Source organism: Micromonospora sp. 15K316, from assembly GCF_004348525.1.
Classification (GTDB): Bacteria; Actinomycetota; Actinomycetes; order Mycobacteriales; family Micromonosporaceae; genus Micromonospora.
Map to the genome: position 1 here is coordinate 1 of NZ_SMKG01000265.1, position 7,505 is coordinate 7,505.

8 protein-coding genes and 1 pseudogene are annotated in these 7,505 nt (G+C 72.1%); all 9 read right to left on the reverse strand.

Annotation, left to right across the window (positions count from 1 at the left end):
- A pseudogene (locus E1211_RS28850) lies at positions 1 to 948 on the reverse strand (VWA domain-containing protein); the annotation flags it as partial.
- A 27-nt stretch (positions 949 to 975) separates the two neighbouring features.
- The gene (locus E1211_RS28855; protein WP_132352853.1) at positions 976 to 2,085 is read right to left on the reverse strand and encodes an AAA family ATPase; all 1,110 of its coding nucleotides are present in this window, start codon (positions 2,083 to 2,085) and stop codon (positions 976 to 978) included.
- A gap of 146 nt (positions 2,086 to 2,231) precedes the next feature.
- Positions 2,232 to 2,582: a hypothetical protein gene (locus tag E1211_RS28860; RefSeq protein WP_243709738.1), complete on the reverse strand. Its 351-nt coding sequence runs from the start codon at positions 2,580 to 2,582 to the stop codon at positions 2,232 to 2,234.
- 28 nt (positions 2,583 to 2,610) lie between these two features.
- Positions 2,611 to 3,279, reverse strand: coding sequence for a hypothetical protein (locus tag E1211_RS28865; protein ID WP_132352857.1), 669 nt, complete (start codon positions 3,277 to 3,279; stop codon positions 2,611 to 2,613).
- A complete protein-coding gene (locus E1211_RS28870; protein ID WP_132352859.1) occupies positions 3,279 to 3,647 on the reverse strand; it encodes an Lsr2 family protein in 369 nt (122 codons plus the stop codon). Before E1211_RS28870 ends, E1211_RS28865 begins: the two co-directional genes overlap by 1 nt.
- 112 nt (positions 3,648 to 3,759) lie before the next feature.
- Positions 3,760 to 4,890: a DUF4314 domain-containing protein gene (locus tag E1211_RS28875; protein WP_132352861.1), complete on the reverse strand. Its 1,131-nt coding sequence runs from the start codon at positions 4,888 to 4,890 to the stop codon at positions 3,760 to 3,762.
- A 44-nt stretch (positions 4,891 to 4,934) separates the two neighbouring features.
- Entirely contained in the window at positions 4,935 to 6,062 is a 1,128-nt protein-coding gene (locus E1211_RS28880; protein WP_243709739.1) for a C40 family peptidase, read from the reverse strand.
- Positions 6,059 to 6,556: a hypothetical protein gene (locus E1211_RS28885; RefSeq protein WP_132352863.1), complete on the reverse strand. Its 498-nt coding sequence runs from the start codon at positions 6,554 to 6,556 to the stop codon at positions 6,059 to 6,061. The genes E1211_RS28880 and E1211_RS28885 overlap by 4 nt, the downstream gene beginning before the upstream one ends.
- A gap of 31 nt (positions 6,557 to 6,587) precedes the next feature.
- Positions 6,588 to 7,424 carry a hypothetical protein gene (locus tag E1211_RS33585; RefSeq protein WP_243709740.1) on the reverse strand — a complete coding sequence of 279 codons (837 nt, stop codon included), beginning with the start codon at positions 7,422 to 7,424 and terminating at the stop codon, positions 6,588 to 6,590.
- Between the last annotated feature and the right edge of the window lie 81 nt (positions 7,425 to 7,505).

Genomic DNA, 7,505 nt, shown 5'->3' on the forward strand with positions numbered 1-7,505 from the left:
GGTGCGGGCGCGGCGCAGCCGGGCGGCGAGCTGGCGGGCGGCGGCGCGTTCGGCGTCGGTGGGGTCGCGGCGCGTCCAGGACGGGGGTGCGCTGTGCCGGCCGTCGATTTGTTGGGCGGTGTATTCGGCGGGGGTCAGGCCGGCGGTGTGCGCGAGGTAGTCGCCCAGTGCTTGGGCGAGTTGGCCAGCGAACTGACCGGGGTCGGGTTGCGGCGGTTCGGGCTGCTGACCGGGGTCGATGTCGAGGATGCGGCACCACCGCCATGCCAGGTCGATCATCGTTGCGGCGTCGGTGTCGTCGACGGTGTGGGCTTGGCGCCACACGTCGCGCAGCTGGCGGAGTCTTTTGCGGCCGAGGACGGTGGTGACGGCGGCCCGGACTCCTTTGATGTCTTTGGCGGTGATGATGCGGGCGTCCACGCGGGCCAGGAGCAGGCCGGCGAGGTGAGCGGCGTGCCAGGCGTCGTCCATTGGAGCGTCGTTGGGGTCGAGCAGGGTGGTGACGGTGTGGCGAAGCCACCGGCGGTCGCCGCGGCGTCTGCCGCGTTGCCGGTTCTCGGCTCGGGACTCCTCGAGTAGGTCGGCGACGGCGGCGACGACCGGCGGGGTGCCCGGGGGTGTGGTCCACAGGCTGTGGGTGGCGTGGGCGGCTTCGTGGACGAGCAGCCCGTAGGCGGTGGGCACCAGACGTTTGTGGCCGGCCTTGTGGGGGTTGGTGATGTCGGGGGCGCCAATGTGGGTGGCGTCGACCTCGATGCGGCGGGCGTCGGGGTAGAAGCAGGCGGGTGCGCCGCCGCCCGCGCCGGGGGCGACGGTGACGGTCAGGTCGTGGCGGCCGGTCAGGACCGGGACGTGCTGCGTCCAGGCGTCGCTCCACGGATGCCAGCCCGGGGCGCCGGCGGCCGGGATACCGGAGCCGGCGGCCCGGTGGGTGGAGGGGTGAGACATGACAGGTTCTCCTTCCGAGGGTTGGGGTTAGCGCTGTTTGCCGAGGGTCAGCGGGGTGATGTCCGCGCCGAATCTCTGCCTGAGGGCGGCGAGGACCTGTTCGCGGTCCTCTTGCGGGGCGCGGCCGACGAGGTTCGCCACCGCCGCCGCGGGGCCGAGGGTTTTGCTGACGCGGGTGAAGCCGAGCAGTTCGCGGAGCTGCGGCGCCCAGCTGACGCGTCCAGCGGCGAGGTCGGCGTTGAGCGCGATGGCGGCCTCGACGGCGGGGCGGGGGACGCCGAGGTGGCGGGCGAGGTCCCAGTCGGTGCTGACTTCGACGTGCACGTCGAACCGCGAGGCGAGGGCCTCGGTCAAGATGGCGCCGTGGACGCCGGGGTTGTGGCCGGCGATGACGTAGAACCCGTCGACGGCTTCGACACGTTCGTTGCGGTATCCGGGGATGGTGATGACGCGGCGGCCGTCCATCGCCGGGTACAGCACCGCGAGGACTTTCGGGGGGATGAGCGTGGCGTCGTCGACCAACAGCGCCCGCCCGTCGCGCATGGCGGTGACCAGGGGGCCGTAGACGAACTCGAACCCGCCGTCGGGGAGGGGGATGAAGTTGCCGAGGAAGTCCTCCACCACCGTGTCGCCGGTGCCCGCGACGGTCAGCAGATCGGGGAACGTGGCCTCGACGAGGGCGGTTTTGCCGGTGCCGGGCGGGCCGTAGAGCAGCACGGGGATGCGCTTGTCGCGTAGCCGGCGCAGGACGTCCACGTCGGTGGCGCCGGCGAGTTTGCGCGGGAAGTACAGGTCGCCGTTCGGGCGGGTGACCGGCTGCCGCCGCCCGGCGTGGGGGCCGCCGCGGGGTGTGCGTGGTGCGGGCGGAGGCATGGTTCCGGCGGCGTCGATCCCGGCCTGGGTGATCTGGAAGCGGTGCGGGCCGGTCAGGTGGGTGGCGTATCCGGCGGCGGCCATCTTCTTCAACGCCTCGAAGACCGCCCCGGTGGAGGGGGCGGAGATGGCGTTCGTGACCTCACCGACGGTGAGCATCTGGTCCGGGTTGGCGGCGAGGTGCGAGGCGACCTTGTGGTACAGGTAGCCGGGGCGCCGGCCACCGGCCGCCGCAGGTGCGGCGGTGGGGGGTGTGGGATTCATGCGGGTCCTCCAGAGGTTCGGGATGGGCCCGCGCACCCGTCTCCGGGTGCGCGGGCGAAAGAACATCCGCGCAGCGGAGACGGAACAGTTGGAGCAACGTCAGCAGCGACAGGGAGCGGCAGCCGTCGCTATCGGGGAGACCGTGGTTATGAGCGGCCGAAGACCTGGTCGCAGCGTCGAAGGTCGACGGGCTGCCAGGGCAGGCCCCAACCGATCCGGTAACGGCCGTCGTCGGGCGTGACGCGGTGGACACCGCCGCCGAGGGACAGGGGCCGGGCGACCGTCAGGAATCGTCCGTCGAAGTCGACGGTCCGCCAGTCACCCCCGACGTAGTCCGCCATCGCGTGGAACGTCTCGGCGAGAGCGGCAACGGCGTCGGTGTCGACGGCGATCTCGTAGGCCCCGTTCCAGAAGCCGGTCACCGTGCCGACGTAACCGTGGTGGTAGCGGTGGACGCCGGGGACCGGCTCGTAGCGCAACCAAGGGCCGGAAAACACGGCGGCCTGGCCTTGCGCCGGCTGGTGTTCACGAGTGGGCATCGACCACCGCCACGGACCAGTCCGCCGGATGGAACCCGCCGCCCGGCAGCCGCTGATGGCGGGCAGTGGACCGTTCGGGCGGGAGCCAGCCGGCCGGGGTAGTCCCGCGTCGGGGTGCCGGTTGCGTCGGATCGGGGTTGCGGCGTCCGGCCAGCAGGTCCCGGAAGACCGCCAGCAGGCGCGGCGGAACGCGGCCGCTGTCGGTGCCGGTGAGCACCGCCTCGTCGGTGTTCAGCCACACGACGCCGGCCAAGTCGACCCAGGCGATCGGCGTGCGGCGCGGTGGGAAACGCCAGCCGGGATGCAGCAGCCGCGGCAGCGCGACGATGTCGCCGGCATTGCGTGCCCAGTCGGTGTAGCTCCAGGGCACCACCGTGCCGGACCTGCGCCCGGCCCGCTCGGCGTCCGCGCACATCGCGCACACGGCTGCGTCGACAGTGCTGCTGCCGGTACAGGCCGGGCAGGTGCGCCAGTTGTTCGGGTCGGCGGCCGGTTCGTAGGCCGGCGCCCACGCGCCGGTCACCTGCCCGCCGAGCCGGTAGCCGTCGATGACGCCGGCGCGCAGCAAGGGACGCATCGGCTTGGCCAGGTGCGCGTCGATGGTCTCGACGGTGGCGGTGGCACGCACGAGCACCGCGAGCAGACGATGTCCCATCAGCGCTTCTCCCGACCCGTCGAGCCGGCGGCGCGGTAGGCATCCCGGACCGCTGAGGGGATCGGGCCGTAGCTTCGATACGGCGCCAAGTTCAACTGCCGCCCGCGGCCGGCCCAGAAGGCGCGAACCGCGGCATCGTCCGCGCGGCCTTCCCGACCGCCGGCACCGGGCCGGCGGGCGGTGCGTCGCTTCGGGAGCCGGCGTTCCGCCGCAACATACGGCGCGAGGGCTTCCCGCAACCGCGCCGCGTTCTGCCCGGACAGGTCGATCTCGTACTCCACCCCATCGAACGCGAACTGGTGGGTGTCGACGTTGTCGGTGCTGTGGTCGATGTCGTCCGTGAGCAGGACAACCGTCTGGGTTGCCATCAGAGGCATTCCTTCCGTTATTGAACAGAGAGACAGGAGCCCTCGGCGCGCCGGTGGCGTCGAGGGCAGATGTGTTCGGGGTAGAGGGGCCGGTAGCGTCGCCGGGTCCGCGTCAGGTCGGCTTCGGTCCGGGGTGATGACCGCGAGATGAGCCGCTCGGGCTGCTGGCCGTCGCCGGCGGGTCGGGGATGGTGCCGGCGATGCGATCACAGTCGTAGGGATGCACCGCGATCCACGTCCAGCACCAACCCATCACGACGTACTGGCCATCAAAGGTCGCCGGAATGTGGTCGATCGCGTCCGGGTCGTCCTGCACACGCGTGCCGTCGACGACGATGACGTCCCCGTCGAACCACATCCGCCCGAGGGACTCGTCCACCCGACGGTCCAGATCCGCTTCCGGGATGCCCTCGGCCGCGAGGTGCCGGCGGAAGCGGTCCCGGTGTTGTTGCTGGTCGGCGACGATCGCCTCGGCCACGTCCCGAGCGCAGCAGAACACGGCCCACCCGTTCCACGTGTCGATCAGGGTGCCGACAAACCCGACCGGAACCCGCAGGTCCCCGGCGTCGTTCGGCGCCCACGCCCAGTCGCCCGCGAACACGCCCGGCCCGCCCACTCGTACCCGGTCCGGGTAGACGTGGCGCAGGTCCCGGTCGTCACCGTCGGGGTGCAGGACCATCCGGCAGCGGCGGGCCGCTTCGGCGTGAGCGGCGGCGTCGTAGCCGTCGCACCAAGCCCACCGCGTCTGATCACACTGCCGGGCGGTGAGCCTCTCCCAGGCCGGCGCGTCCGGCGGTGCAACGTCGGCGTACCGGTCGGCGTCGTCGGCCAGGAGGTACCGGTCGGCGGTCGGGAGTCCGTCGAGAATCGGCGGGTCGATGTTCTCGATGCCGGTGAGGACCTGTCGGGCTGTCGCGGCCGCATCGCCGCGGGCCTGGCCGCCGAGTATGTGCTGCGCCCACTGGTTGGCCGCCTCGCGCCCGGCGGTCTCACCGGCGGATCGCAGCGCGTCGAGTACCCGCTCCCATTCTCGGTCGGGTCCGGGTCCGGGTCCGGCGATGGAACGGACGCGGTCGCCCTCGCCGAGGAGCAGTGACAGGCGTGAACCGTTGTCCCAGGCCACGTCGAGCACCTGCGTCTGCGGGTCGTAGCGGCGCACGGTGCCCTCATCCCCGGGGCGCAACAGGGTGTGCGAATCGGTGGTGTGTTCCAGGGCGACGCGATCGGTCGGCCGATAGGTCATCGGCCGGTTTCCGTCACCCGGTATCGCGTCCGGTGGTCGTGTGGTCATGAGCTGCCCTTCCTTGGGGGTTCGACGATGCGGCGAACGGCGGCGAGCTGGTCGGCCCAGGCGGACAGGCGGCTGATCTTGACGACGTCGCCGCTGTGTGGGGCTTGCACGATCAGCCCGCCCCCGAGGTACATGCCGACATGGCCGGGGCGGCTGGTGCTGCCTCGGCTGCCGGGGATGAACAGCAGATCCCCGGGCCGCAGGTCCTGCTGGTTGGTGACCGGGCGGCCCGCGTGGACCTGGTCGCGGGTGACCCGGGGCAGCGCGACACCTGCGGCCCGGTACGCCTGCTGCATCAGGGACGAGCAGTCGCACTGGCGGGCGGGGATACCCGAGTGGGGTGCGGTGCAGTCCCCGCCGAAGGTGTAGGGCGTGCCGAGCTGACCGAGGGCCCAGCCGATCGCCGTCTGGACTTGCGGCGGAGTGCCCAGCGGCAGAGCGAACCCGTCCGGTAGAGGCACCTGCGCCCCGCCGGGCTGGCCGTCGCCCCCGTCGAACAGGCACAGCGGGTTACTCATCGCCTGCTCCAGATCACCGGCCACCGGGCCGGCGGCCGTGCCGCCGGTCAGGACGCGGACCAGGGCGATCGCGTCGTCCTCCCATCTGGCGTAGGCGCCGGGATAGGCGGAGCGCTGCACGGCCTGGGCCGCGTCGGTCAAGGCCATGGCCTGCCACCCGTCGACGCCCAGCAACGCCCGGTAGAACATGCCGGCCGCGTAGCGGGGATCCCGCAGTTGGACCGGAGTGCCCCAGCCCTGCGACGGGCGCTGCTGGAACAGGCCGATCGAGTCGCGATCACCGCCGGGCAGGTTGCGCAGGCTCGACTCCTGCAGGGCGGTGGCCAAGGCGATAACCCACCCGCGGGGCGGCACCCGGAGTTCCGTGCCGACGGCGACGATGGTCGCGGCGTGGGCTACCTGTTCGCTGTCCCACCCGCCGGTCCCGGCAGCAGGTGGGGACAGAGCGAGGGTAGGCAGCAACGGTTGTCCGTCCGGACCGACCGTGGTGTAGCAGCCGGCCGAGGCGCTGCCACCTCCGGTGAACAGGGCGCCGACGCCGCCCGCGCAGAGCACCAGCATCGCGATCACCGCGCCGGTGATCGCGGTGAGAGCGCGAGCACTCACCTGAGAGCTCCCGCCGCCGACCGCAGTCGGCCCGACCGCTCACCAGGTTCGGCGTCGCCCGGCTGCAGGCAGGTATCCAGGTGGTAGGTGGCGAGGCGGGTGCCGTCGCTGGTGTGCACGCCGATGCTGGCGGTGCCCGCGTCGATGAGGTAGATCCATCCGGCGTCGAGGTGCCTGGCATGGCACAGCGGGAACACCGTGACCGGCTCCGACGAGTCCGCCTCGGATGCCAGGGTCATGCCCACGCCCGGCACCGGACGCTGCCCAGGCAAAGGCGAGCGGATCGCGGCGGTGATGTCCGGGTCGAGGTACTCCCAGTCATGGGCGAGGATCGCGGTGATCAGCCCAGCGACGTCGCGGCGAGCGTGGTGGGCCCAGACCGCGGCCAGCGCGGGCAGCACGGCGGCCGGGTGGCCGTCGAACAGCACGAATCGGGTGTGCACCAGATGAGGCTTGTCGGGGCGGGTGGCGCCGATGTAGCAGTGGGTGCTCACGGAACTCGACTCCTTCAGCGGGTGCAGCGCGTCACGGCTGGTCGTGCTGGGGCAGGGGAGGCCAGGTGGCGGGTTTGGCGCGCCAGCCGAAGATCGGGTCGGTGGTTTCGGCCGACCCGCAGCGGGTGCAGCGGACGTCGGTGTCCTCGCCGTAGCCGGCCATGGACGGCAGCTCGGTGACGGCGTGCTCGTCGACCGCCGCGCAGATTCGGCAGCGGAGGGACTCGCCGTCAGGCCCGCACACCCCGAAGATCGGCTCGTCCGGGTCCGAGCGGGGCCTGCGCCCGGTGCTGGTCATGCGGAGCCTGGCGCGGGTGCGGGTCTGGGTGAAGCGGCCGGCGGCGGCCAGTAGCGCGACGAGGCCGCGATAAGTAGGAGGGGTGTTGTTCGGGTCCGGGGTGTCGTCGACGAGCACCACGGGGTGGTCCTCGCCGTGCAGACGGGTGAGCTGGTAGAAGCGGCCATCGATGTCGACGGCGTCAATTCGGCGGGCTTGCCGAAGCCGCTGGTCGACGGGCTGAAGATCGCGGTAGCAGGCGGCCCAGGCCAGCAAATGGACGTTGGGCGTGGCCGCCCGGAGCAGGTCGACGATGGCGGCGAGCGTGGCCTGGTAGGGCGTCGCGGGCCTGTCGAGTTCGCCGGCGATGTGATGCAGCAGCGCGAGCCGGCCAGCCGCATCGGTGGGTACATCGCTGGGGTGGAGTGGGAACTCCAGGCTGCGGATCTCGCGCTGTGCCTCGTGGGCGGCCGGGGACCGGTCGTGGATGAGCAGCAGCGTTACCGGCTGACCCCAGCCCCGCAGGTCGGCGTCAGCGTCGGCGGCGGCGACGCACGAGGTGAGAGCGTGGACATCGGGGAAGGACAACACAGGGGTCTCCCTGTCGTAGGCAGAGACGAAGGGACCCCGCAGCCGGGCAGCTGCGGGGTCCCTGGCGGGGGAGTGGGGGCG

Coding starts and splice junctions, on each gene's coding strand:
- E1211_RS28855 (WP_132352853.1), bottom strand. CDS start 2,085: ATGAATCCCACACCCCCCACCGCCGCACCTGCGGCGGCCGGTGGCCGG.
- E1211_RS28865 (WP_132352857.1), bottom strand. CDS start 3,279: ATGGGACATCGTCTGCTCGCGGTGCTCGTGCGTGCCACCGCCACCGTC.
- E1211_RS28870 (WP_132352859.1), bottom strand. CDS start 3,647: ATGGCAACCCAGACGGTTGTCCTGCTCACGGACGACATCGACCACAGC.
- E1211_RS28875 (WP_132352861.1), bottom strand. CDS start 4,890: ATGACCTATCGGCCGACCGATCGCGTCGCCCTGGAACACACCACCGAT.